Origin of the sequence: Chryseobacterium sp. C3, assembly GCF_014218905.1 — a bacterium.
In the GTDB taxonomy this organism is placed as follows: Bacteria; Bacteroidota; Bacteroidia; order Flavobacteriales; family Weeksellaceae; genus Chryseobacterium; species Chryseobacterium mucoviscidosis.
The window spans coordinates 645,977-669,913 of the sequence record NZ_JACLCU010000002.1 but is presented as its reverse complement, the minus strand read 5'-3'; the positions used below and the strand labels follow the sequence as shown (position 1 = coordinate 669,913).

Annotated in this window: 23 protein-coding genes; 10 read left to right on the top strand and 13 right to left on the bottom strand. The window is 38.4% G+C overall.

Annotation, left to right across the window (positions count from 1 at the left end; genetic code table 11):
• The 7 genes from H6W53_RS06840 to H6W53_RS06810 all read right to left on the bottom strand — a co-directional run bounded on the left by H6W53_RS06840 (window position 1) and on the right by H6W53_RS06810 (window position 8,805).
• Entirely contained in the window at window positions 1-594 is a 594-nt protein-coding gene (locus H6W53_RS06840) for a hypothetical protein (RefSeq protein ID WP_185205438.1), read from the bottom strand.
• Between the two features lie 420 nt (window positions 595-1,014).
• Window positions 1,015-3,255, bottom strand: coding sequence for a xanthine dehydrogenase family protein molybdopterin-binding subunit (locus H6W53_RS06835; RefSeq protein ID WP_185205436.1), 2,241 nt, complete (start codon window positions 3,253-3,255; stop codon window positions 1,015-1,017).
• Window positions 3,256-3,282: 27 nt separating this feature from the next.
• Complete coding sequence (locus tag H6W53_RS06830) at window positions 3,283-4,302, bottom strand: FAD binding domain-containing protein (protein ID WP_185205434.1); 1,020 nt, start codon at window positions 4,300-4,302, stop codon at window positions 3,283-3,285.
• Window positions 4,295-4,777 carry a (2Fe-2S)-binding protein gene (locus H6W53_RS06825; RefSeq protein ID WP_185205432.1) on the bottom strand — a complete coding sequence of 161 codons (483 nt, stop codon included), beginning with the start codon at window positions 4,775-4,777 and terminating at the stop codon, window positions 4,295-4,297. The genes H6W53_RS06830 and H6W53_RS06825 overlap by 8 nt, the downstream gene beginning before the upstream one ends.
• A 203-nt stretch (window positions 4,778-4,980) precedes the next feature.
• On the bottom strand, window positions 4,981-7,209 hold the full coding sequence (locus H6W53_RS06820; RefSeq protein ID WP_185205430.1) for a xanthine dehydrogenase family protein molybdopterin-binding subunit: 2,229 nt from the start codon (window positions 7,207-7,209) through the stop codon (window positions 4,981-4,983).
• Window positions 7,210-7,237: 28 nt separating this feature from the next.
• Window positions 7,238-8,215: an FAD binding domain-containing protein gene (locus H6W53_RS06815; RefSeq protein WP_185205428.1), complete on the bottom strand. Its 978-nt coding sequence runs from the start codon at window positions 8,213-8,215 to the stop codon at window positions 7,238-7,240.
• Window positions 8,212-8,805 carry a (2Fe-2S)-binding protein gene (locus H6W53_RS06810; RefSeq protein WP_050379753.1) on the bottom strand — a complete coding sequence of 198 codons (594 nt, stop codon included), beginning with the start codon at window positions 8,803-8,805 and terminating at the stop codon, window positions 8,212-8,214. The genes H6W53_RS06815 and H6W53_RS06810 overlap by 4 nt, the downstream gene beginning before the upstream one ends.
• 247 nt (window positions 8,806-9,052) lie before the next feature.
• On the opposite strand from H6W53_RS06810, the gene H6W53_RS06805 reads away from it, so the two are divergent.
• From H6W53_RS06805 to moaCB, 9 genes are read left to right on the top strand one after another with little or no spacing between them, the layout of a single operon-like run.
• A complete protein-coding gene (locus H6W53_RS06805; RefSeq protein WP_185205425.1) occupies window positions 9,053-10,171 on the top strand; it encodes an XdhC family protein in 1,119 nt (372 codons plus the stop codon).
• Between the two features lie 7 nt (window positions 10,172-10,178).
• Entirely contained in the window at window positions 10,179-11,159 is a 981-nt protein-coding gene (gene moaA, locus H6W53_RS06800) for a GTP 3',8-cyclase MoaA (protein ID WP_185205423.1), read from the top strand.
• Window positions 11,159-12,928 carry a gephyrin-like molybdotransferase Glp gene (glp, locus tag H6W53_RS06795; protein ID WP_185205421.1) on the top strand — a complete coding sequence of 590 codons (1,770 nt, stop codon included), beginning with the start codon at window positions 11,159-11,161 and terminating at the stop codon, window positions 12,926-12,928. Before moaA ends, glp begins: the two co-directional genes overlap by 1 nt.
• Before the next feature lie 10 nt (window positions 12,929-12,938).
• Complete coding sequence (locus tag H6W53_RS06790) at window positions 12,939-13,673, top strand: sulfite exporter TauE/SafE family protein (protein ID WP_185205419.1); 735 nt, start codon at window positions 12,939-12,941, stop codon at window positions 13,671-13,673.
• Between the two features lie 10 nt (window positions 13,674-13,683).
• On the top strand, window positions 13,684-14,175 hold the full coding sequence (locus H6W53_RS06785; protein ID WP_228457764.1) for a molybdopterin-binding protein: 492 nt from the start codon (window positions 13,684-13,686) through the stop codon (window positions 14,173-14,175).
• Window positions 14,172-14,402: a MoaD/ThiS family protein gene (locus H6W53_RS06780; RefSeq protein ID WP_029293851.1), complete on the top strand. Its 231-nt coding sequence runs from the start codon at window positions 14,172-14,174 to the stop codon at window positions 14,400-14,402. The genes H6W53_RS06785 and H6W53_RS06780 overlap by 4 nt, the downstream gene beginning before the upstream one ends.
• 3 nt (window positions 14,403-14,405) lie before the next feature.
• The gene (gene moeB, locus H6W53_RS06775) at window positions 14,406-15,515 is read left to right on the top strand and encodes a HesA/MoeB/ThiF family protein (protein ID WP_185205417.1); all 1,110 of its coding nucleotides are present in this window, start codon (window positions 14,406-14,408) and stop codon (window positions 15,513-15,515) included.
• Window positions 15,508-15,945 carry a molybdenum cofactor biosynthesis protein MoaE gene (locus H6W53_RS06770; protein ID WP_185205415.1) on the top strand — a complete coding sequence of 146 codons (438 nt, stop codon included), beginning with the start codon at window positions 15,508-15,510 and terminating at the stop codon, window positions 15,943-15,945. Before moeB ends, H6W53_RS06770 begins: the two co-directional genes overlap by 8 nt.
• Window positions 15,946-15,948: 3 nt before the next feature.
• Window positions 15,949-16,860: a bifunctional molybdenum cofactor biosynthesis protein MoaC/MoaB gene (gene moaCB, locus H6W53_RS06765; RefSeq protein ID WP_185205413.1), complete on the top strand. Its 912-nt coding sequence runs from the start codon at window positions 15,949-15,951 to the stop codon at window positions 16,858-16,860.
• A 482-nt stretch (window positions 16,861-17,342) separates the two neighbouring features.
• Here the strand turns inward: moaCB and H6W53_RS06760 are convergent, their stop codons facing one another.
• Complete coding sequence (locus H6W53_RS06760) at window positions 17,343-18,485, bottom strand: cysteine desulfurase family protein (protein WP_185205411.1); 1,143 nt, start codon at window positions 18,483-18,485, stop codon at window positions 17,343-17,345.
• A 107-nt stretch (window positions 18,486-18,592) separates the two neighbouring features.
• Between H6W53_RS06760 and H6W53_RS06755 the strand changes: the two genes are divergently transcribed.
• A complete protein-coding gene (locus H6W53_RS06755) occupies window positions 18,593-19,222 on the top strand; it encodes an NTP transferase domain-containing protein (protein ID WP_228457763.1) in 630 nt (209 codons plus the stop codon).
• Between the two features lie 18 nt (window positions 19,223-19,240).
• On the opposite strand, the gene H6W53_RS06750 is transcribed toward H6W53_RS06755, so the two are convergent.
• From H6W53_RS06750 to H6W53_RS06730, 5 genes are all read right to left on the bottom strand, one after another.
• A complete protein-coding gene (locus H6W53_RS06750) occupies window positions 19,241-21,637 on the bottom strand; it encodes an FdhF/YdeP family oxidoreductase (RefSeq protein ID WP_185205409.1) in 2,397 nt (798 codons plus the stop codon).
• A 27-nt stretch (window positions 21,638-21,664) separates the two neighbouring features.
• A complete protein-coding gene (locus H6W53_RS06745; RefSeq protein WP_185205401.1) occupies window positions 21,665-22,015 on the bottom strand; it encodes a DUF7009 family protein in 351 nt (116 codons plus the stop codon).
• Window positions 22,012-22,956: a formate dehydrogenase accessory sulfurtransferase FdhD gene (gene fdhD / locus H6W53_RS06740; RefSeq protein ID WP_228457762.1), complete on the bottom strand. Its 945-nt coding sequence runs from the start codon at window positions 22,954-22,956 to the stop codon at window positions 22,012-22,014. Before fdhD ends, H6W53_RS06745 begins: the two co-directional genes overlap by 4 nt.
• A 250-nt stretch (window positions 22,957-23,206) precedes the next feature.
• On the bottom strand, window positions 23,207-23,515 hold the full coding sequence (locus H6W53_RS06735; RefSeq protein ID WP_185205399.1) for a hypothetical protein: 309 nt from the start codon (window positions 23,513-23,515) through the stop codon (window positions 23,207-23,209).
• Window positions 23,516-23,668: 153 nt separating this feature from the next.
• On the bottom strand, window positions 23,669-23,935 hold the full coding sequence (locus H6W53_RS06730; RefSeq protein ID WP_108410640.1) for a hypothetical protein: 267 nt from the start codon (window positions 23,933-23,935) through the stop codon (window positions 23,669-23,671).
• Window positions 23,936-23,937: the final 2 nt, after the last annotated feature.

Genomic DNA, 23,937 nt, shown 5'->3' with positions numbered 1-23,937 from the left:
TTATTTTACAGAGTCTTCTAACTGTTTAAAGATATCATCCGTAGATCCCAAAGTCATCATTTTCTTCACCACGTTGCGGTCTGTATTCCAGATAGAAAAATTAACTGAATTGATGGACATTGTATTAAATTCTGAGAAGAACGCCTTACTGTCTATACTTATGGACAGTGCATATTCCCATTTTGCTTTTTTGTCATCCTTCAGCTTGGTTCCACTTTCATCGCATTCCTCGATTACAGGTGGTTTGCTTAAATCTGCTTCTGTATTAATATAATATGCCTTTTTATATAAATAAGCAGTTTTCAGATAAAAATGAATCTTATTGATGTCGAATTCATTATCCGAGCTATTCTGTTTTAGCTGATCTGTAACCTGTTTTGTAGCTTCTACAGAATCACCTCCAAATATTTTTTCAAAATCACTTTTTAAATCCTTGTAAGTTACATAATCATCCGATGAAACTTTTGTAGGGACAAGCAGATATTCTTTAGCGGTAATCTTTCCATTCGCAGTCTCCTGATACGTACTTTGAACAACTAAGGCTAAATCTCTTTTTAAAAAAGTCAGGGATATTCCCAATTGAAATTGACTCATGATATAATTTTTTTTAAAATTCCTACTCGTGTGGCTTTTCAGAATACGCCCCGTTTTGTAATGGTTTCTGGTCTCCATGATTATTGTTTTATTTTTACACCTGATTGAGAATCGGGTTATGTAAATTTAATAAAAGAAAGCACTCGGCATCATTTTCTCTATCATAAATTTCTGATTTTTAAATCATTAATAAATAGTCAGAGTTTTTCATTCATCCTCTCCGTCATTTGTCGCGTTTAGTAACCAAAATTATAGGAAAATAATCCTATTCATTTCAGTAGAAATACTGGTTTTTTTATCAATTAAATTTTTAAAATCTACCTAAAAAATAATTACTGTAAATAAAAATCACGTCGCTTTATGAAGCGACGTGATGATATGAAATTTATAAATTGCTGAGCTCTGTTGTATTTGAAAGAATTATATCAACCTGTCAAAATGAATAGGGAGATCATAAATTCTCTTTCCAGTTGCATGGAAAATTGCGTTTGTGATGGCAGGAGGCATTCCTACTCCACCGATTTCACCTACTCCTTTTACGCCCAAATCATTCACAAATGAATCATTTTCTTCCACAAATACCACTTCCAGATCGTGAATATCTGCATGGACAGGAATATGATATTCACCCAGATTGGCATTCATATATTTTCCCAACTCATGATCGAGTATGGTTTCTTCGTGCAAAGCTTTGCTGATTCCCCAGATCATGCCTCCCAAAACCTGGCTTTCTGCTGTTTTAGGATTGATAATTTTCCCAGCTGCAACGGCTGTAACCGCTCTTTTTACTTCAATAATTCCCAACTCTTCATCCACTTCTACCTCAACGAAAACCGCACTGTGAACGGCTCTGGCTTTTTTTCCGTATTTTAAAGGATTAGGCATTGCAGAATTTGTGGTTCGAATTGCTTCTCCGCCATTTTTTTTGAAAATTTCTTTGACATCCAACTGTATTTCAGGCTGATCTTTTACGGTGATAAAACCATTTTTGAATATAACATCTTTAAAATTTACATTTTTTAAAACGGAATCTTTCAAATCTTTAGCTCTTTCGAAAAGTTTTTTGTTTAAAGCCTGACAGGCATTCTGTACCGCAGGTCCCACTGTTGCCGTAGTAAACGACCCTCCCTGAATCGGAGCAAACGGCATCTTACTGTCGGCATACGAAAACGTAATATCTTCCATGGAAAGTCCAAGTTCATCTGCCGCAATCTGCGTCATGATCGTCTTCGTTCCGGTTCCTATGTCGGTAACGGCACTTTTTATTTCAACTTTTCCATCTGGTGTCATAATCGCTTCCGCACGTCCTAAAATCCGATTGGCATCCCAAATTCCGGTAGCCATTCCATAGCCGACCAGCTTACTTCCGCGCTTCATGCTTCGGGGTTCAGGATTTTTCTTATTCCAGCCAAATTTTTCCGCTCCTTCCAGATAACATTTTCTAAGTTCTTTGCTCGAATATTCCTTATCACTGCTTTTATCAATTTCTGAATAATTGATAAGCCTTAATTCCAGCGGGTCTATATTTAATTGATAAGCGATTTCATCCATTGTTACTTCCACAGCGTGCATTCCGGTACTTCCGCCGGGTGCTCTCATATCAAGCGGACTGTAAACGTCTAATGGAACAATTTCATGTTCCAGCAATGTATTTTCTGCGGGGTACAGCATATTGGCCCAGTTCACCACAATTTCCACATAATCTTCAAACCGCGAAGTTTCCCCGATTGCTTTGTGATAAATTGCATTGACTTTACCTTCTTTATCCGCACCGAATTTTGTATGCTGCAACGTCGGAGGTCTGTGTCCGATCATGTACATCTGCGCGCGATCCAAGGTAACGCGAACATTACGTTTTAAAGCCAGCGAAGCCATTACCGCCATAAAAAGCTGATGCTGCGGACGCAGCCCCGAACCAAAACCACCGCCTACAAACGGTGAGATGACCTGTACATTTTTCATTTTAAGTCCGAAAACATTCGCAACATACATTTGGGAATTAATCGTTCCTTGTGTTTTATCGTAAATAGTGAGTTTATCTTTTCCTTCGTAGATCACGGTGGATGCATACATTTCCATAGGATTGTGATGCTCGGTTCCGTGGCTGAAATGGCTGTCGGTTTTTACAAACGAATTTTCATATTCTTTTTTGAAATCTCCGGTAGGCTTTGGCGGAGGCGGTTTCAGCAGCGAAGCCAGTCCTTTTTTAGGATCTCTGGCTTTTTCAAGATTTTTCTTCAGATCCGTTTCAAAATTTTCGTCTTCTTCATAAACCACTTTTATTTTTGCTGCCGCATAACGTGCCATTTCAAATGTTTCTGCAACCACCAAAGCAATCGGTTGTCCGTTATATCGGATTATATTATCTTTAAGAGGTTTAAAAACAGTTCCGGGAGGTGCATCCATATCGGCATACTGAAAATCAAACCAGGCAGTTGAAGGTTTATTTTCATGGGTGAACACCTCAATAACTCCTTCTAATTTTTTTATTTCTGATGTATCGATGTTCTTGATTTTACCTTTTGTAATCGAACTGTTCACAATGTACCCATACAATAAGTCAGGAGCATCATATTCTGCTGCATATTTTGCTTGACCTGTTACTTTCAGATGACCTTCAAGACGATTTATTGATTGTCCAACAGACGGTGTATTTTTCATAAAATTTTCTTTAGCATTCATAATAATTTATAAAGAAGGTTTTGCACCCGGTCTCTGAGACGCCGGATCAAGAGCCATCATACAGTTTCTGACGATTGCTTTTTTGGCAAGATTAATTTTAAAACTGTTATGCTCAAAACCTACTGCTCCTTCCAAGATAATTTCAGCCGCAGCCGCAAAATTTTCCGGATTTGCTTCTTTATCTGTTAAAAAATCTTCAGCTTCTTTTACGCGCCACGGTTTGTGCGAAACACCACCTAAAGCAATTCTTCCTTCTTTAATTATTCCGTTTTCCAGTTTCAAACCAGTAGCAACAGAAACTAATGCAAACGAATAAGAACTCCGGTCTCTTAATTTCAGGTAAGAATAATTTTTTGAAAATCCTTTTTCGGGCACTTCAATTCCTGTGATAATTTCTCCTTTTTTCAGGTTATTATCAATCTCCGGAGTATCTTCCGGAAGTCTGTGAAAATCTGAAAATTTCAATGTTCGATCTCCATCCGTTCCCGATATATGAACAACTGCCTCTAAAGCTGCCAGAGCAACACACATATCCGAAGGAAAAACAGCAATACAGTTTTCGCTGTGTCCTAAAATTGCGTGAATTCGGTTGTATCCTTTCATCGCAGAACATCCGGAACCCGGAACTCTTTTATTGCAGGGAGTATTAATGTCGTAAAAATAATAACATCGGGTTCGCTGTAATAAATTTCCGCCATTGGTCGCCATATTTCTGATCTGTGCCGAAGCTCCCGCCAAAATAGCTTTAGAAAGAAGCGGATATTTTTCTTCAATAATTGGATGATACGCTGTATCTGCATTCGTCATTAAAGCACCAATACGAATTCCTCCGTTATCAGATTCAGTAATCTCAGCTATTCCGTCAATGGGATTAATATCTACCAAAGTATCTGCTTCAGTAACAAAATATTTCATCAGATCGATGATATTAGTACCTCCGGCAATGATTTTATTGTCTTCATTTGCATAAGTCAATGAAACCGCTTGATCAACGCTATTGGCTTTTGTATAGGAAAAGTTATTCATAAGTACCTTGTTTTACTGCCATTACAGCGTTAATAATTCCTCTGTTGGCTCCGCATCGGCAAAGATTTCCGCTCATCATTTCCTGAATTTCCTCCCGCGTATTTGCCTTATTTTCATTCAGCAGTCCTATGGCACTACAAATTTGTCCAGGAGTACAGTATCCGCATTGAAAAGCATCGTGATCGATAAAAGCTTTCTGAACGGGATGCAGGTTTTCACCGTCGGCAATCCCTTCTATGGTTGTAATTTCAGCATCATTTTTCATAACACAGAGACTGAGGCAGCTTAATACTCTTTTGCCATCAATCAGAACCGTACATGCGCCGCACTGCCCATGATCACAGCCTTTTTTTGTTCCGGTAAAATGCAGATTTTCTCGAAGAGCATCAAGAAGTGATACCCATGGAAGTACATCCAGATGATGTTCCTTTCCATTTATTTTTAATGTAACAGATTGTTTTCCAGTGTTCGCCATAAATCGGTAGTTTGGTTATGGGTAGTGATACAAAAAAAGAACCGTTATTATCGAAAATATCCGTTCCGTGGTATATTAAAGCCTGAAATTGATTTAAATATATTCAATCTAAATAAGGGAAACAGATCATGAAAGGATAAAAAAATATTCTGCACCGTTCAGATACAGAATATTGATATGATTCTAAAATAGAAAACAGCAGTCTATTTGTGTGACAATGCCATTAAAATTTTATCGGGAGTAATCGGCAAATCTCTCATTCGTATACCAATGGCATTATAAATTGCATTGGCTATCGCAGGGGCTGTACCAATAATTCCAACTTCTCCGAGACCTTTCGCGCCGGAAGGGTTAATATTCGGATCGGGTTTATGAATAAAGTCGACTTCAATAATCGGAGCATCCGCATTAACGGCAAAATGATATCCCGCAAGATCATTACCGATTAACGTTCCTAATTTTGCATCGATCTGGTTTTCTTCCATCAGCGTCATTCCGATCCCGCCAACTGCGGCTCCCGACATCTGATTGGCTGCTGCCTGACTGTTGATGATCTTTCCTCCGTCTGCTACGACAGCCAGTTTTTCAATTTTCACTTTTCCGGTTCGCTTATTAACTCGGACTTTGCAAAAATGTGCCGCTGATGAACAGAAGGCAAATTTCTCACGCTCGCTTCCCGGTTTTGAAGCTACTTCAAGACGAATTTCAGTCAGATTATTCTTTTCAAACAGTTCTTCATAAGAAACAGAAACAGTTGAATTATTTTTTAAACTGATACTTTTATCTGAAAGAAGAATATTTTCCAGAACAGCTCCTTTAAAGCTTCCATTAACTGAGGATGCATATTCCGCCAGTTTTTGCTTCAACTGATTGCTCGCATCGTACACCGCACCACTTACCGATGAAAGCCCTGTACTTCCACCCTGACTTGGCGCAGGAGGAAGCGCAGAATTTCCCAATTCTATATTGATTTTATTTTTTGAAATTCCGGTAATTTCGTGGGCAATGTTCTGCATTCCGGTTCCGGTTCCCGTCCCGATGTCTGTCATCGCGGTCTGTACAACGAGACTTCCGTCTTTACTCATGATAATTGCTGCTTTGGCTTCTGCTCTTCCTGCATTCCACATTCCGACAGCCATTCCGTAGCCGATGTACCAGTCGCCTTCAATAACGGTAGACGGAGTTGCTTTTCTGGCATTCCATCCGATCATTTTAGCACCTTTGTCTATACATTCATCCAGAAAATGGGTAGACCACGGCAAATTTGAATCAGGATGATTTTGCAGTGAAATATTCTTTAACCTCAACGCTACAGGATCCATTTTCAGCTGGTAGGAAAGTTCATCAATGGCGGATTCCAGAGCGAATACTCCGGTACAGTCTCCCGGACCGCGCATCCAAGTTGGTGTACTTAAATTTAACGGAACATTAGCTGCTTCCGTTTTTAAATTGGGAAACTTGTAAATTAATCTTGTCACACGGGTAATACCGTCGTTAAAATTTTCATAGACTGAAGTTTCGTTCTTTGCCTGATGCAATATTCCTGAAAGATTTCCTGACGGATCTGATGCCAATTTTATTCTCTGCCATGAAGCCGGCCTGTAACCTGTTGCCGCAAACATCTGTGGTCTGGTAAGCATCAGTTTTACAGGACGTCCAACCTGTTTTGCTCCCATTACCGAAGCTAAAACGTGTGGCCAGATTCTAAGTCCGGAGCCGAAACCGCCTCCTACAAATTCACTGAATACCTGTATATTTTTTTCAGGGATGGAAAATAACCTTGCAAATGTTCTCTGAACATTATTTACCCCTTGGTTTTTATCGTAAAGCTTCAACGTATCATTGCCTGTCCAATGAGCAATCGTGGCGTGCATTTCCATGGGATTATGCACATCTGCCTTAATATTGTATTGCTGATCTATTTTGAATGGTAAATTTTGCCAGCTATCATAGTTTCCTCTTTCTTTTCCTTCAGCTTTTAAAACAACTTTTTCTTTCGCAGAATTAAAATCGACTTCAAAACTGTCTTTCTGATATTCTGTTTCTACCAATGACGCGGCAAAAGTTGCGTCTTCCAGTGTTTCTGCAAGCACCATCGCAACAGGCTGTCCTTTGAAAAATATTTTATCCGTATGAAAAATCGGTAAACCGAATCTCGACTGTTTAATTTTTTCTTCAGTATCCATACCCGGAACCGAAGGTTTGTGCAGATGGGTAATGATATCAATAACGCCTTCCACTTCTTTGGCTTTATCAACCAAAATCGACTGTATTTTTCCGGAAGGAACCGTACTGTTCACCAATACGGCGTAGCACATATTTTTAACCTCGTATTCGGCTGCGTATTTACCGCTTCCGGTAACTTTTTCCACTCCTTCAACACGTCCTTCAGGTCTTTTGGATTTGATGTTCAGTAATTCGAGTAATCCCATAATTGTTACTTTTTAATATATCCCGATCTTATTGATTTACACAATTTTGTAATGCTGTAACGATAGCTCCCTGAAGCATCGGTATCTTATACCCGTTCTCAGACAATGGCTTCAGATCTTTGGTCGCCAGTTTAGCAGCTTCCTCAAAGATTTCTACCGTAGCTTTTTTTCCGTTCAGAAATTTTTCTGCCTCCAACCATCTCCAAGGTTTATGCGCCACACCTCCTGAAGCTAAGCGGGCATTTTTTATCGTTTTCTCGTCAAGATCAAGCGCTGCTGCTACTGAAATCAAGGCAAAAGCGTATGAAGTCCTGTCTCTTACTTTTACATAAGCAGAATGCTTCCCGAAAGCATTATCAGGAATTTCTATATTGGTTATTATCGCATCCTGCGGAAGATTGTTATCAAGCCACGGCGTATTTTCCGGCAGTTTATGAAAGTCTTTAAATGGTATTTTAATTTCTTTCTGATCTTTTGTCTGAGCGGTAACGGTGGCATCCAATGCAGCCAGAGCCACACAAAAATCTGAAGGATGAACCGCAACACACTGATTATTATATCCAGCAACGGCACTCATTCGGTTGGCACCATCAATTGCACTGCAACCGCTGTTGGGTTTTCTTTTATTGCATGGCGTTGTAACATCGTAAAAATAAGGACATCTGGTTCGCTGCAACAGATTTCCCGCTGAACTTGCCATATTTCTAATCTGTGGTGAAGCCCCAGCTAAAATAGCTTTTGAAATGAGAGGAAATTTTTCCGTCACTTCTTTGTTGTTTGCTACTTTACTGTTACTCGCCATTGCGCCAATCTGCAAACTGTTATTCTGATGATTTACTGCATCGGATAATGCCGTGGTAACATCAATCAGCTTCTCCGGCTGGGCAATGTTTTTCTTCATCAGATCTACCAGATTCGTTCCGCCTGCAATATACTGACTGACTGCTGATTTCATGGTGGAAGCTTCAGCAGCAGATTTTACTTTTTCAAAATTAAATGGTCTCATTGGGCTGCAACTTTTTGGATGGACTGAACAATACCGTTATACGCTCCGCAACGGCAAAGATTACCGCTCATATATTCTTTAATCTCTTCTACAGAACCTGTATGACCTTCATTAACGCAGGCAACAGCAGACATAATCTGTCCCGGCGTGCAATATCCGCACTGGAAACCGTCACATTCTATAAATGCCTTCTGCATCGGATGAAGTTCATCTCCGTTTGCGAGACCTTCGATGGTTGTGATCTCTTTTCCCTGAGCCATTGCCGCCAAAGTAAGGCAACTCAGTGCTCTTTCCCCATTGATATGGATGGTACAGGCGCCACATTGTCCGTGATCGCAGCCTTTTTTAGATCCTGTAAGATTAAGCTGTTCCCTGAAAAGGTCTAAAAGTGTGGTTCGGGTATCCACATAAAGGGTATGACTTTTTTTATTGATGGAAAGCGTAAGTCTGGATACGTTTTTCTTGGGAACAAGATACTGTTTCACATCCTGATAAAATGCTTTTACCGAAGACGGAATAGCCATAAAACCAGCCAGTAATCCTGAAACTTTGAGGAAGCTCCTCCTGCTGTATTGTCCTTTTAATTCCATAAGTTATTTTTTAATCAATATAATTGTATACGGATAGGTTTTAACAAATATCATCAATTAAAATAAGAAATTGATGATATACATTACAGTTTTATATACCAATATTACAGTTTTTGAGTGTAGCCCGAAAAAAAACAGATAATATTTATGTAAATTTGAATATATAATAACTTTTTAATGATTTCATCTCAACAAAAATCATACATAAGTTGAAAAAACAATGAGTAATCCATAAAAATGTTTTCGGATGAAAGAGATCAATGATATTGTAAAAGCATATAAAAAGGCGCATTTAAATGGGTTAAAGGCTGCTTTGGCAACAGTGGTAAAGGTAGAAGGTTCTTCATACAGACAAGCAGGAGCGAGAATGCTGGTTACAGAAGACGGACAGCTTACAGGCGCCATCAGCGGAGGATGTTTAGAGGGTGATGCTTTGAGAAAAGCGCTGCTTGCCATTCATCAAAAAAACAATAAGCTCATTACGTATGATACCAGTAATCCGGATGATCTGGAATTTGGCGTTCAGCTAGGATGTAACGGAATTGTGCATATTCTTTTTGAATATATTGATGAAAATTCTCCTCAAAATCCAATCTCCCTTTTAGAGAAAACAACTGAAAAAAGAGATGAATCTGTTATTATCACCATATTTTCATTGGAAAAAAGAAATAAACAGACCGGAACTGTAGGATTGATAAAAAAGGAAAATACAATAATATCGGACTCAGGTTGTATTTCAGAAAGTGAAGTGAATCGTTTTTCTTCAGAAGTTTTAGAAAAAAAACAAAATATACTCACTCAGATTTCGTCAAATGAAATCCTGTTGCAATATGTTCCGCCACAGACCACGCTGATTATTGCAGGAGCCGGAAACGATGTTAAACCTTTGGTAGAAACAGCTTCTATTTTAGGATGGAAAACAGTAATTGCAGACGGAAGAGCAACACACGCCCTGAAAAAGAGATTTCCTCTTGCAGATGAGGTATTGCTCGCAACACCCGAAGAAATCATGAAAACAATAGAAGTTGATGAAGCAACGGTTTTCGTGATGATGACGCACAATTATAATTATGATCTCGCTTTGCTGAAGCTCATTATCCATCAACCGATACAATATATAGGATTACTGGGTCCTAAAACCAGATTCAACAGAATGATGGATGATCTTAAAAATTCAGGAATTACGGTCGGCGAAAAAGAATTAAATAAACTTTTTGGTCCGGTTGGAATAGATATTGGTGCAGAGACTTCGGAAGAAATTGCCATTTCCGTAATTGCAGAGATCAAAGCGGTCTTAAGCGGAAAAAAAGGTTCCTCATTAAGGGATAAACCAGAAAAAATGCATACTGATATTCTCAGTATATAAGGAAATTATGATAACAGATCAATTCGGAAGAACCCATAATTATCTTCGGATATCTTTAACGGACAATTGCAATCTGCGCTGCTTTTACTGTATGCCGGAAGAAAATTATGATTTCACACCGCATGCTAAACTGATGCAGGCGGATGAAATTGATACCATCGCAAAAATATTCGTTGAGCACGGCGTTACTAAGATCAGACTTACCGGAGGTGAGCCGTTCGTGAGAAAAGATGCTTCAAAGATCATCAGAAATCTGGGAAAACTTCCTGTACAATTGACGTGTACTACCAACGGAATCCGAATTGATGATATGCTTTCCGAAATTATTCAGTCGGATTTTCAGAGCATCAACATCAGCCTTGATACTTTACAGAAGGAAAAATTCCTGAAAATTACCCGCCGCGATTATTTTGACCGCGTCCTCAGAAATATTGATCTTTTACTACAGCATAACATCAAAACCAAGATTAATGTTGTTGCCATGAAAGATATTAATGATGATGAAATTTCAGATTTTATCGCTTTTACAAAAGATCATCCTGTAGAAGTGCGGTTTATTGAGTTTATGCCTTTCAGCGGAAACAGATGGAGCAGCAATCAGGTCATGACACAAAAAGACATTCTGAATATCATCAGGGAAAAATATGATTTTAATCCGCTTCCTGTCGGTTTTCATGACACGGCAAAGCCATACAGCATTGATGGGCATAAAGGAAGCTTTTCGATAATAAGCACAATGAGCGAACCGTTTTGCAGTGGCTGCAACAGAATCAGGCTTACCGCAGACGGAAAATTAAAGAACTGCCTGTTTTCAAAAAAAGAAACCGATCTTCTTACGCCTTTACGAAATGGTGAAGATATTTTACCGATTATAGAATCTGCGATCTGGTCTAAAGCAAAAACGCAGGGCGGACAACTGAATGAACAATTTGAAAAAATAAACACATCAATCATTCAGAACAGAAGTATGATCAATATTGGCGGGTGATGAAAAATACAGGAATTATATTACTGGCAGCCGGAAATTCTTCCAGAATGGGATCTCCGAAACAGCTTTTGGTGTATCAGGGAAAAACATTTTTAGAAAAAATAACTGATACTGCTTTAGAAGTATTTGATCCGAATCAAATCGTTTTGGTTCTCGGAGCCCGTCATCATGAAATTTCTTCTGTCATTAAAAATAAAAATATACACATCGTTATCAATGAAAACTGGGAATCAGGAATGGCTTCCTCCATACAATCAGGAATGAAAACACTGTCCGTTCTGTTTCCGGAAATGGAAAGATGTTTCATTTCGGTATGCGATCAGCCTTATCTTACGAGTGATTTATTTTCAAAAATGCTTCATTTGCAGGAAACTTCAGAAAAGGAAATTGTTGTTACAAAATATGCCGATACATTGGGCGTTCCTGCTTTATTTTCTAAAAAATATTTTAAACCGTTAATGGAACTTACCGGTGAACAGGGCGCCAAAAAGATCATTCAGCAGAATATAAACGATGTGGAATCTTTTGAGTTTGAAAAAGGTGCTGTTGATATTGATACTCCATCAGATTATAATCATTTAAAAAAACCAACCATGATAAGCGTAGAAGAAGCAAAAAAAATAATCGAACAAAATATTCCGGAAAGAAAAACCCGGACTCTTCCTTTGAAAGAAGCCTTCGGACATACAACCGCAGAAGATATTTATTCAAAATATAACATCCCGAATTTTTCCCAGTCCTCAATGGACGGCTACGCAATCCGTTTTGAAGATAAAGATCTAAAGCTGAAAATTTCAGGCGAAATGCAGGCGGGATCTACAGAGCAGTTTCATCTCGAAAAAGGGAATGCCTGCCGTATTTTTACGGGAGCTCCCCTTCCCATCGGCGCAGATACCATCGTTATGCAGGAAAAAGCTTTGACAGAAAACGGATATCTTACCGTAAATGATAACGACCTCGAAAAAGGGTTACATGTACGAAATGCAGGAAGCGATGCGAAAAAAGACACTGTGGCAATGCGTTCAGGAAGTTATCTTTCGGCTGCTGCCATAGGATATCTTGCCGGAATCGGATGTACGGAAATCAACGTTTTTGCTCCTCCATCGGTTTCGTTAATTCTTACGGGTAACGAATTGTTACAACCCGGAGAAAATTTAGCTTTTGGTCAGGTTTACGAATCCAATTCCTATCAGTTGGAAAGTGTTTTAAAACAGTGTGGAATTACTGCCGTTAAAAGTTTTTGGGTAAAAGATGATCCTTCTGAGGTTGAAAAAACGCTGGATCTCGCTATTTCCAAAACAGATATTGTGATTTTGGTGGGCGGCGTAAGTGTCGGCGATTACGATTTTGTAATTGATGCCACAAAACAATGCGGCGTTGAACAGAAATTTCATAAAATCCGGCAGAAACCCGGAAAGCCTTTCTATTTCGGAACGAAGGGAGAAAAACTTGTTTTCGGGTTACCCGGAAATCCGTCATCGGCATTAACCTGTTTTTATTTATATATTGCGCCATTACTTTCAGAAATGATGAAACGTCCGGCGATTACGGAGAAAACGAATGCAACTTCAACTTCTTCGTATGGAAAAAAAACCGGTCTTACCCATTTCCTGAAAGCAACCTATGAAAACGGAAAAGTAACGCCGCTTCATGCGCAGGAATCGTATCGTCTCCAGTCTTTTGCAGAAGCCAATTGTCTGATGATTTTACCTGAAGATTCGGAAGGCTGTAAAAAAGGTGAAGAGGTTGAAATTATAGTGTTAAAATAAAGATCAAATAATGAATGTAGAATTTTTTTATCTGATTTTATTCATCATCGCAGCTTTATATGCAGCAGTCGGACACGGCGGCGCAAGCGGTTATCTGGCGTTAATGGCTTTGTACGGGATAGCTCCCAAAGAAATGAAACCTACCGCTTTGGTGCTTAATCTGTTCGTCTCACTTACTTCTTTTATACAATATTATCGGGGAGGACATTTTAAATTCAGGATCTTTATTCCGATTGCTTTAGCTTCAATTCCTCTGGCTTTCGTGGGTGGAATGATTCATATTGAAGACACTTTGTACAAAAGAATTTTAGGTATTTTACTGCTGTTTCCTGTTTTTCGTTTTTTCTTTTTTAAAAGTCCGGATGACAGTGAACTGAAAGATCCCCAAATCTATTTATCCTTACTTTTCGGAGGAGTGATTGGTTTATTATCGGGAATGATCGGCATTGGGGGAGGAATTTTGTTATCTCCGGTTCTTATTTTACTGAAATGGACCAACCAGAAACAGACCGCCGCAATCAGCGCTGCTTTTATTTTTGTTAATTCCATAGCTGGTTTGGGAGGAATGTTCACCAAAGAGATAGCCTTTACCAGCGATATGTGGATGTACATCATCTGTGCGTTTGCAGGAGGATTGCTTGGTGCTTATCTCGCTTCAAAAAAACTGAACCAAAACGGTCTGAAATATGTACTTGCTGTTGTACTTTTGATGGCTTCCTACAAATTAATATCAAGCACTATTTAAAGATCATTAAATGAGAAATTTAATTTTACTTCTTACAGTTTGCTGCGCTTCCGTTGCTTTTGCCCAATCTGCAAAAAGCATTGAGATTATCGCTCCCGATAACCAGAAAACAATTGTAACATCCGCCGAACTTTTGAAATATCCACAACATACAATAGACAGCATACAGATTACCAATCATTTAAAAGAATATAAATCTACCCTTAAAAATATAAAAGGTGTTTTGCTGAAAGATGTTCTTTCTAAAATTTCATTTAAAGAAAAATCACCAAAAGTTTTAAGCGAATACTACATTACCTGCATTGCAGAAGACGGCTATAAAGTAGTTTTTTCGTGGAACGAAATTTTTAACACGACTGTTGGTGATAATATTTTAATAATTCCGGAAATCGAAAACAGACCAAAGGATGGCATTTCTACCCTCTCTCCTACTGATTTTGCGACCGGAAGACGATATGTAAAAATGCTGAAAACCATTCAGCTAAAAAAAGTAAATGAATGAGTACTGTAAAAATAATAAGCTTCGGCAGACTGAAAGAGATTTTAGGTCCGGATTTTGAAGCGGAAGCGGAAAATACCGATGATCTGATCAATAAGCTGAATGAAAAATTTCCCCAGTTGAAGGATCTAAAACTGAGAATTGCAGTGAATCAGAAGATTATTTCAGAGAATACAGCTTTACAAAATAACGATGTGGCAGCTTTAATGCCGCCTTATTCAGGAGGATAAATTATGTTGAATTCAGAACGCTACGACAGACAGATTAAATTACAGGGTTTCGGCATCGAAGCTCAGGATAAACTTGCTTCAGCGAAAGTTTTGGTGATTGGAGCAGGAGGTTTGGGTTGTCCTGTTCTCCAATATCTCACCGCAGCCGGAATCGGGAATATCGGAATTGTAGATGATGACCGTGTTTCGCTGAGCAATCTGCACCGGCAGATTCTCTACAATTCGGATGACATTGGAAAACTTAAAACCGAAGCTGCTTTAGGAAGGCTGAATGCAATGAATCCTGAAGTACAGTTCAGTATTGTTTCTAAGCGAATAATTCCCCAAAATGCAGTTACAATTGTTTCCGAATATGATGTAGTAGTAGACTGTACCGACAATTTCGCAACACGCTACTTGCTTGATGATGTTTGCCGGATTTTAGAAAAACCTCTGATTTTTGGGGCAATTTATCAGTATGAAGGTCAGATTGCTGTTTTTAACGTCAGAAATAAAGAAGGTTTTACAACGCATTATCGAAATCTTTTCCCTGAACCTCCAAATCCAGGAGAAGTTCCTGACTGTAACGAGGCGGGAGTTTTGGGCGTTTTACCCGGAGTTATCGGAACTTTACAGGCGACTGAAGCCATTAAATTAATGACAGGAATCGGGGAACCGCTGATCAATAAATTAATGACAATCGATATCCTGAATTATCAGACTGCTGTTTTTGAAATTCCTTCGTTAAATTTGACGGATAAAAATATTCCTTACAGTATTGAAGAATTTGAGAACATGAACTATCAGCTTCACTGCGGAATTGAATTTGCCGGAATTAAAAATATTTCTCCTTCAGAATTTAAAGAAGCCGTAAAACTTCCCGATACGGTTGTTATTGATGTTCGCGAACCGGAAGAACAACCAAAACTGGATGTTCCGTATATTTCAATTCCATTATCTCAACTAAAAGAAAATGTGAAGCAGATACAAATCCGATATATCATTGTGGTCTGTCAATCCGGTAAGAGAAGTCTGTCCGGAGCGAAAATTTTACAGGAAATTTTAGGACGGGAATACATCATCAGTCACCTGGAAGGCGGAATCAATCATTTAAATAAAGAAACTCATGAGTAAGATTAAAAATATATTTCAAAACAGTCCTGTTTCACCTTTATTCATCGCGGAAAGCATTACCAAACATTCCGCAAAAACGGAAATTGGAGCGCATCAGATTTTTCTGGGACAGATTCGCGCAGATGAAATTGACGGTAAAACGGTAAAAGCGATAGAATATACAGCTTACGAAGATTTAGCCTTATCTCAAATGGCAGCGATACGGGAAGAAATTTTTGCAAAATACAATCTTACCTGCATGCATATTTATCACAGTTTAGGTATTGTGAATACAGGAGAAATATGCCTTTTTGTGTTTACCTCATCAAAACACCGCAAAGAAGCAACTTTAGCCTGTAACGAAGTGGTGGAACGTATAAAAAACGAACTCCCGATCTGGGGCAGAGAAATTTTTGAGGATGAAACGCATCAATGGAAAACAAACCAATAAACCATGGTAGATATTACTTTTAAAACCTTTACGCTGCGAAAAGCGATTGCAGCGGCAACGATAAAAACCTCAGCAATTTCAACGGTAGAAGCCGTGAAAAACGGAACGGTTCCGAAAGGCAATGTTCTTGAATTTGCAAGAGCTTCCGCCTTACTGGCGATTAAAAAGACCAGCGATGTTATTCCGGACTGTCATCCTTTACCTGTAGAATTTGCCGCGATTAATTATGAAATGAGTGGTTTGGATATTAACATCACCGTTGAAGTTCATACCATTTATAAGACCGGCGTTGAAGTTGAAGCCATGCATGGAGCTTCTGTAGCAGCTTTGGTTATTTACGATATGCTGAAACCGATTGATAAAAATGTAGAGATTGCCAATATCCGGCTTTTGGAAAAGCAGGGCGGAAAAAGCAGTCAGAAAAATATTGAAACGGAAAATCTTACTGCCGCAGTAGTTGTCTGCAGTGACTCTGTTTCTCAGGGACTTAAAGATGATACTTCCGGAAAACTTTTGGTAGAATCTCTTAACAATCAGGGAATCAGTAATCTTGATTATTCAGTGGTTCCTGATGATGTTTCTGCCATTCAGGAAAAGATAGAATTCTTTAAAAATAGAGGCTGTCATCTTCTTGTTTTTACAGGCGGAACGGGTCTTTCGGATCGTGATGTAACGCCGGAAGCGGTTTTACCATTCATTACCAAAGAAATTCCGGGAATTATGGAAACGGCAAGAAACTACGGACAGGATCGTGTGAAAACATCCATGCTTTCCAGAGGAATCGCCGGATTTTCTGATGATATGCTGATTTTAACGTTTCCGGGATCTTCCGGTGCGGTAAAAGAATATGTGCAGGCATTGTTTCCGCAGGTTTTACATGTATTTTCCGTAAAAAAGGGAGACGGACATTCATGATGTTGAGTTTCATTTCTATGTAGCTAAAAGTAAATTGTTAAAAAACTCCATGGAGTTTTATCTGTGTAGACAACATATTCGGAAGATGTTTGGCGTTCCGTAGGAACGCTATCTTTAAGACATTCACCGTATTATAGATATCAATCCTACGGATTGATTGATGGATGTATTCTTATTTCTACACAGATTCTGCTCCTAAAGGAACAATTCTTTCACTTTAAACAACCCTATGTAATAGTTACAAATGAAATTTAATTCTAACTTAAGTTCAATATAAAAAGATTAAAAATTAATTGATAGTCAAAATGTTGTATTTTATCAATTATGTTAGGCTTCGGCTCGATGTAAAGATTCCAAATTAAAATTAACCACCCGAAATCAAGTATGAGTTTTGGCTAAAGCCAATTTTCTTTCTTACTCATTAAAATGGGCTAAAGCCCATTCCTATTGACATTTGCGTTGTTCTTTCAAACTCACGCTAATTATCTATTTCTCAGGAGAAGAACTGTTTTCTCTATTTTTTCCACAGCGGTTTCAATCTCCGAAAGAGTGGTATATCTTCCTATGCTGAATCGTATTGAAGCCAGTGCATCCCGATCACTCATTCCCATCGCCTGAAGCACGTGAGAAGGTTTTGTGGTAACGGCATTGCAGGCAGAACCGCTTGAAACGCAGATGTTTCCTAAGGAAAGAATAAGATCTTCGGAATAAATACCTTCAAAACAGATATTGGTGGTATTGAAAATCCTTGCGGAATGATCTCCATTGATGCTTGTCTGAGGAATTTTCAGCAGCTTATTTTCAAGATGATCTCTTAGCATTTTAATTTTTTGAGCATCCTGTTCCATCTCCATAAGTGCGATCTCAGCTGCTTTTCCTAATCCGATAATTCCCGGAACATTTAAAGTACCGCTTCTTAGGTTATGCTGTTGTCCTCCCCCCTGAATTTGTGGCTGTACTTTATTTTTAATCGCGGAAGCAATATAAAGCGCACCTATTCCTTTAGGCCCGTAAAATTTATGGGCGGAAAAAGCCATCAGATCGGTATTCAATTCCTTTACGTTCACAGGTATTTTTCCAACAGCCTGTGTCGCATCACAGAAAACACAGCAGCCTTTTCGATGCGCGATTTCTGCGATTTCCTTTATGGGATGGATGACTCCTGTCTCGTTATTCACCAACATGATACAGACCATCAACGTTTTTTCGGTAATCAATGATTCCAATTCAGCAAGATTAATATTTCCCAAGTAATCTACATTGAGATAATCGACCTGAAATCCATCTTTTTCGAGTTGCGCACAGGTATCTAAAACGGCTTTATGCTCTGTGGCAACTGTTATAATGTGATTTTTACCATGATCTTTTCTAAGTCCTTTTAAAGCAAGATTTACAGATTCCGTCGCTCCGGATGTGAAGATAATTTCTTTAGAATCGGCACCGATAAGTTCTGCAACATCTTCTGCTGCATTTTCAATGGCTTCTCTTACGGTAAGTCCGAAAATATGGGAACTTCCTGAATTTGCATAAAAGTCATTGAAGTAAGGCAGCATCGCATCCACTACCCTTTTATCAACCGGAGTTGTAGCGTTATAATCAAGGTAAATAAAATCATTATCCATCATAACATTTTAATTCATTTATAAAAATAGTGAACTTTTTCAGGTTAGTTTTAAATTTAATCCAGAAGTTTGTGTATCGCCAAATATTTGTAGGGTTTAAAGCAATCTTTTTGCCGAAAAACATTCAGTATATTTGCAGTATGCTTTCCAAGAATGATTTTCCAAAATTAAACCGACTCGTCCTTGCCGGAGGAAAAAGTCTGAGGATGGGAAATCCTAAAGACAAAATCAACTGGCATGGCAAAGAACAGCGGTATCATGTGGCAGATCTTTTAGCTCCATTCTGTGATGAAGTATTTATTTCCTGCAGACAGGATCAGCTTGAAAATTTTAACAGAGATTATAAAGCGCTTCCCGATACTTTTTTAAATATGGGACCTTTTGGAGGATTGCTTTCCGCATTCCATTTTCAGAGGGATAAAGCATGGCTGATTATTGCCTGTGATTTACCTCTTTTAGAGAAAAATTCGATAGATTTTCTCATACAATTCAGAGATCCTGAAAAAATGGCAACAGGTTATGAAAGCCCTTCTGACGGATTACCGGAACCGTTAATTGCCATCTGGGAACCCAAAAGCTATCCTTTGCTTCTTCAGTTGCTTTCAACAGGAAACTCTTCATTAAGAAAGGCTTTGATTAACAGTGATGTAAAAATAATGAAAGCTGAAAATCCGGATTTTTTAATGAATGTAAATACGCCCGAAGATTTGGAAAAAGCAAAAGAAATTTTGAGAATTTAGTTTCATATCCAATTATTTTTACTCCAAACTTGTTCCGGATGCGGCAATAATATGCTCGTCGATCTTTTTAAAAATATCCGGATCGTGTTTTCGGATTTTGATTCGGACATATTTGGAAGCGGGCATATTGGCGCCATTCACTACATTATTGATAGATACCAACACATTGGTTTCCGGGAAATAAGTCATAGTGCTTTTCTGAGGAATAGGATATTTTACCACAATAAAAAGCGGTGCTATTCTCTCTTTGCCGTCATCATAATTGAAAAGATCTACATGATCTCCTTCTTTCAGACCAGCTTTTTCAATGTCTTTTTCGTTCATCATCACCACTCTCCTTTCATTGAAAATTCCACGGTAGCGGTCATTTAAACCATAAACTACTGTATTGAACTGGTCGTGTGTTCTGGTGGTTCCCATCAGATATTCATCATCGGCAAGCGAATTATCGGGTACGGATGTTATATTGAAGGCTGCTTTTCCCGGATGGAATTCACTGTTGAAAACTCCGTCTCTCGCTGAATTCGGAAGATAAAAACCGGCTTTCTGCACTACTCTTTCGTTGTAATTTTCAAATCCTGGAATGCATTGCTCCACATCATCACGAATGGCATCATAACTGTTGATGAATTTATCCCAATTGACTACGGAACGCTCTCCTAAAACCGCTTTTGCCATTCTGCAGGCAACGTGGGTCTCATTGATCAGATGTTCTGAAATCGGGTCCAGAATTCCTTTGGAAGCCTGTATCACGCCCATTGAATTTTCGGTACTTATATGCTGAATTTCTCCGTTTACAATATCTTTTTCACTTCTGGAAATCACCGGTAAGATCAGCGCTTCTTTGCCATGAATCAGGTGATTTCTGTTCAGTTTTACAGAAACCATCACCGACATTTCGAGATTGCGCATTGCTTCTGCTGTAAAACTGGTATCGGGTGCTGCGGAAAGAAAATTCCCTCCCATACAGAACATAAATTTCACTTTTCCCTCGTGCATTGCTTTTAAAGCTTTTACCACATCATAACCTCCTTTTCGGGGTACTTTAAAACCATAATATTCCTCCAGTCTGTCCAGTTGTTCTTTGGTGGGATGATGGTTGATAAGCAATGTTCTGTTTCCCTGTACATTGCTGTGACCGCGTACAGGACAAGCTCCGCCGCCTTGAATTCCGATGCTTCCTTTCATCAGTAAAAGGTTCACAATATTGTAGATCATTTCCACGCCGTTGTGCTGCTGCGTAATTCCCATTCCCCAACAAATAATCACGCGTTTTTTTGAAGCAATCATCTGTGCTGCTTCTTTCAGACTTTCAACAGGAATTCCGCACTGTTCAGATAAAAAATTGAGATCATATCGTTTTAATTCTTCAGTTAATGCTTCAAAACCTGCAGTTTTGTTGGCTATGAAATCATGATCCAATACTTTTCCCGGATTTTTAGCTTCCTCTTCTAAAACCAAAATCTGAAGGGATTTTAAGAGCGCCATATCTCCGTTGATTTTTACAGGAAGATGCAGATCTGCAAGTTCAAAAGGCTTATTCAGTAAAGAACGGACATTCTGAGGATCTTTAAATCCTTTCAGACCTGCTTCCGGAAGCGGATTGATGCCTATGATTTTTGCTCCGTTTTTCTTGCCTTTTGTAAGGGCAGAAAGCATTCTCGGCGAATTGGTTCCCGGGTTCTGTCCTATAATAATTATTAAATCAGTATCATAAAAATCTTCCAGTTTTACGGTTCCTTTTCCGATACCGATACTTCTGGAAAGTGCATATCCTGAAGTTTCGTGGCACATATTGGAACAGTCCGGAAAATTATTGGTTCCGAATTCCCGCGCAAAAAGCTGATAAACCCAGGTTGCTTCATTGCTGGTTCTTCCTGATGTATAAAATATGGCTTCATCGGGAGAATCCAGAGCATTTAATTTTTCGGAAATTTTTACAAAAGCATCATCCCAACTTATCGGCTGATAATGGGTTGCTCCTTCCGGAAGATACATCGGTTCTGCAATTCTTCCCAACTGGCTGATTTCAAAATCCGTCATTTTGGCTAAATCGTATACCGAATTCTCTTTAAAAAATTCTGCTCCTATTTTTTTTGAGGTCGCTTCTTCAGCCAAAGCTTTTGCTCCGTTTTCGCAGTATTCCCCCAATTTGGAACGTTCGTCATCCGGATCGGGCCATGCGCAACTGGGACAGTCAAATCCGTCAAACTGATTCATGCTGAAAAGTGCTCTTCCTCCACGAAGAACTGAAGCATTGAGAACCAACTGTTCCAGTGAATGAATCACTGCGGGAACTCCTGCTGCCCAATTTTTCGGGGGCTTTACCTTTAGATTTCCCAGTGTATAAGGAGATTCTGCTGAAGGAAATCTGCTGTTGTCTTCTTTTTTATTGAATTCATTTTTACTTTCCATGACTTCTACATTTAAAAAATGAAAGAATTAACATTTTATATTCGGATTGGGATAATTGTCGCTTTGATCTTCCAAGGTATTATCGATGCAGACAAAATCTTTTTCTACTAAAATTTTCACCAGACCGGATTGTCCGTCAAATCCTACCCTGTCGGTGGAAATCCATTCAGCGATCATGGTTTCAGGCATTTTTAAAACCATGGTATTATCGATGAAAGCCGATGAGAGTTCTGCGTCTTCTGTTTTTTCAATAGAGTAGATAAAAGGACGGTCTATAAATTGTGTGGTGCTTGAAATTTTTCCGTTTTTTCCGAGTTCTGCTACTTCAGACTGAGTGAGACGAAATCTTACGGAGTTGTCTTTTATTCTTATTTTCATAATAGATTTTCAATTTTAAAATGGCTTCCGGAATGGTAGATATTAAACCGGTTGTTTCGCAAAAAGCCTAATAAAGTAATATCAAATTCTTTGGCAAGTTCTATTGCCAGACTTGAAGGTGCTCCTATTGCGGCAACAGTTGCAATTCCTGCCATTGCGGCTTTCTGAATGAGTTCAAAGCTGGCTCTTCCGCTCAGAACCAAAATTTTATTGTCCAGTGGAAGAAGATTGGCAGACAGCGCATATCCTATAAGTTTATCTAAAGCGTTATGTCTTCCCACATCTTCACGTATAGCAAGAAGGTTTCCTTGTAAATCAAATAAACCTGAAGCGTGTATGCCTCCTGTTGCACTGAAATTATTCTGAAACGACTGCAGTTTTTCGGATAATTGATAGATCGTATCCAGAGAGACTTCTGTGTTTTGTCTTTTTTGATCTTTAAAAATGCTCACTGTTTTTATAGATTCTATGGATCCTTTTCCACAAACTCCGCAACTGGAAGTTGTATAGAAGTTTCTGTCGGCTTTCATAAGTTCGGGAACAAAACCTTCATTTAATTCTACAATAATAATATTTCCGCTGTTTCTGGAACATTCTTCCTTTGGAGAATAAATGGCTTTAACCTGATTATTACTGTTTATAATTCCTTCTGTAAATAAAAAACCAACCGCCAGTTCTTCATCATTTCCGGGGGTTCTCATGGTAACCGATATATTTTTAGATTCTTTTTTATCTGCTGAATAATAGGAAACTCTTATTTCTAAAGGTTCTTCTACAGAGACATCATCCGTATAATGAAAACTGATGTTGTCCTTAACTTTAACGATTTCTATCTGCTTTACCGATTTATCTGATAACAGATGGGCTTTCATAATATAATGGTAATTGGTAAATAAAGGTACAAATTTTATTCCTGAAATAAGCGGCAGACGAAAATTCAATTGCTTTTAAAGATTTTGAAAGTAATATTTTTCTCAGACTGATTCGAAATGATGTAAGCTCATTTCAGTTATTTATTATGAATTTAGATTTATTTTAAGCTTAAGATAATTTACAGATTCTAATTTAAGTTTTTGAAATACAATACTTCAAACCTCAACATTATATTCTGAATTCAGCAAAATAAAAATGACAACATCTCTATGAATGCTGTCATTGTCTTTATTTTCTGAATTGTTTTCGCGGATATTTTTATTTCCAGTCTCCGTGGAAAGCCAACATCTGTTCTGTTGTAGCCTGAAAATGTCCTTCTGTGAATGAATCCTGCAAACGCATCAGACTTCCTTTCTGTGCAGCAAAAAATACGGTCTTTTTATCAGTTACGATTTTAAAGAGCGATTCATATTTTCCGTCTCTCAGATAAATGTATCCGAATTCTACAGTCGTGTAATCTAATTTTTCAAAATCTTCTCCCCGCTCCAGTTCGCCTACCGCGGTATTCGCAAAGGTTTCTTTTACTTCATTCATCTGTTCAGCGGAGATTTTTTCTGCTTTTTCCATATTTATTTTTTTAAGTTTGTGTTTAAACTCATTAAAAACTTAACTAAAAACCTGTTTAAACTAATTTTTAATGAAAATACTAAAATTTCTTTTTAAACGAAAAAATAAAACCTCGCATATGCAAGGTTTATTTTATATATAATTCTAAGAAATTTATGCATGACCTGTTGCGAGGTACGACATCAGCCAGCCTGCACAACCGATCGCCAATCTCAAGATTAGTTTTTTAAATATTGTTTTGGACATGGATTTTCCCTGTTCAAGATATTCGTCTGTTCTTTCATTGGCTGTTCCTACTTTTTTTGATAATTTGGTTCCCGCTACCGCACTAAGAGAAAAAACGTAAAGAATTGCAGCCCACGCAGCACTTGCGAATCCTATGAACATCAAAATAGTTCCTATAATTCCTAATGTATCCATTG

Bases quoted from the DNA above. Each gene is read 5' to 3' on its own strand.
- moaA (WP_185205423.1), top strand. From the start codon at position 10,179: ATGATAACAGATCAATTCGGAAGAACCCATAATTATCTTCGGATATCT.
- moeB (WP_185205417.1), top strand. From the start codon at position 14,406: ATGTTGAATTCAGAACGCTACGACAGACAGATTAAATTACAGGGTTTC.
- H6W53_RS06840 (WP_185205438.1), bottom strand. From the start codon at position 594: ATGAGTCAATTTCAATTGGGAATATCCCTGACTTTTTTAAAAAGAGAT.
- H6W53_RS06820 (WP_185205430.1), bottom strand. From the start codon at position 7,209: ATGGGATTACTCGAATTACTGAACATCAAATCCAAAAGACCTGAAGGA.
- glp (WP_185205421.1), top strand. From the start codon at position 11,159: ATGAAAAATACAGGAATTATATTACTGGCAGCCGGAAATTCTTCCAGA.
- H6W53_RS06735 (WP_185205399.1), bottom strand. From the start codon at position 23,515: ATGGAAAAAGCAGAAAAAATCTCCGCTGAACAGATGAATGAAGTAAAA.
- H6W53_RS06835 (WP_185205436.1), bottom strand. From the start codon at position 3,255: ATGAAAAATACACCGTCTGTTGGACAATCAATAAATCGTCTTGAAGGT.
- H6W53_RS06830 (WP_185205434.1), bottom strand. From the start codon at position 4,302: ATGAATAACTTTTCCTATACAAAAGCCAATAGCGTTGATCAAGCGGTT.
- H6W53_RS06785 (WP_228457764.1), top strand. From the start codon at position 13,684: ATGAGAAATTTAATTTTACTTCTTACAGTTTGCTGCGCTTCCGTTGCT.
- H6W53_RS06750 (WP_185205409.1), bottom strand. From the start codon at position 21,637: ATGGAAAGTAAAAATGAATTCAATAAAAAAGAAGACAACAGCAGATTT.
- H6W53_RS06730 (WP_108410640.1), bottom strand. From the start codon at position 23,935: ATGGATACATTAGGAATTATAGGAACTATTTTGATGTTCATAGGATTC.
- H6W53_RS06780 (WP_029293851.1), top strand. From the start codon at position 14,172: ATGAGTACTGTAAAAATAATAAGCTTCGGCAGACTGAAAGAGATTTTA.
- moaCB (WP_185205413.1), top strand. From the start codon at position 15,949: ATGGTAGATATTACTTTTAAAACCTTTACGCTGCGAAAAGCGATTGCA.
- H6W53_RS06810 (WP_050379753.1), bottom strand. From the start codon at position 8,805: ATGGAATTAAAAGGACAATACAGCAGGAGGAGCTTCCTCAAAGTTTCA.
- H6W53_RS06770 (WP_185205415.1), top strand. From the start codon at position 15,508: ATGAGTAAGATTAAAAATATATTTCAAAACAGTCCTGTTTCACCTTTA.
- H6W53_RS06825 (WP_185205432.1), bottom strand. From the start codon at position 4,777: ATGGCGAACACTGGAAAACAATCTGTTACATTAAAAATAAATGGAAAG.
- H6W53_RS06805 (WP_185205425.1), top strand. From the start codon at position 9,053: ATGAAAGAGATCAATGATATTGTAAAAGCATATAAAAAGGCGCATTTA.
- H6W53_RS06815 (WP_185205428.1), bottom strand. From the start codon at position 8,215: ATGAGACCATTTAATTTTGAAAAAGTAAAATCTGCTGCTGAAGCTTCC.
- H6W53_RS06760 (WP_185205411.1), bottom strand. From the start codon at position 18,485: ATGATGGATAATGATTTTATTTACCTTGATTATAACGCTACAACTCCG.
- H6W53_RS06790 (WP_185205419.1), top strand. From the start codon at position 12,939: ATGAATGTAGAATTTTTTTATCTGATTTTATTCATCATCGCAGCTTTA.
- H6W53_RS06745 (WP_185205401.1), bottom strand. From the start codon at position 22,015: ATGAAAATAAGAATAAAAGACAACTCCGTAAGATTTCGTCTCACTCAG.